At 60.0% G+C, this 390-nt stretch carries 1 pseudogene; it reads right to left on the reverse strand.

The window, feature by feature from the left end:
- Window positions 1-301 precede the first annotated feature (301 nt).
- Window positions 302-390: pseudogene (locus ADL25_RS48135) on the reverse strand (IS5/IS1182 family transposase); the annotation flags it as partial.

Here is a 390-nt window from a genome sequence, read left to right on the forward strand (position 1 = left end):
ATCGAGATTGACGTACTCCATCGGCCTGCGCCCCCGCTCCTGGCTTCCTGCTGGCCGATGAATCATCGCACAGACTCACCAAATGAGATGACGTCTAAGTTGCCTCGGGACGCGTTGGCCGTATGTCCGAGACGGGCCTCACGCTTTTGGAGCCCGTACTGGCCCGGTTGCAGCCGGAGAGCGGAGATGGCCAGCGCAGCGATCACACGGGGGACATCGAGGTGAGCTGTGGCACGATCATTCACAGTGCAGTGGAGGTTGGTGCATTGTCAGTGGCCGCTCTAGCCGTTTAGACGTCATCTCATTTGGTGAGTCTGCGGTAGCAGATGAGGGTGCAGGCGATGCTGGTGAAGGCCAGGAAGTGCTCGGATTTGCGTTCGTAGCGGCGGT

The sequence above is a fragment of the Streptomyces sp. NRRL F-5122 genome (assembly GCF_001507435.1).
In the GTDB taxonomy this organism is placed as follows: domain Bacteria; phylum Actinomycetota; class Actinomycetes; order Streptomycetales; family Streptomycetaceae; genus Streptomyces; species Streptomyces lannensis.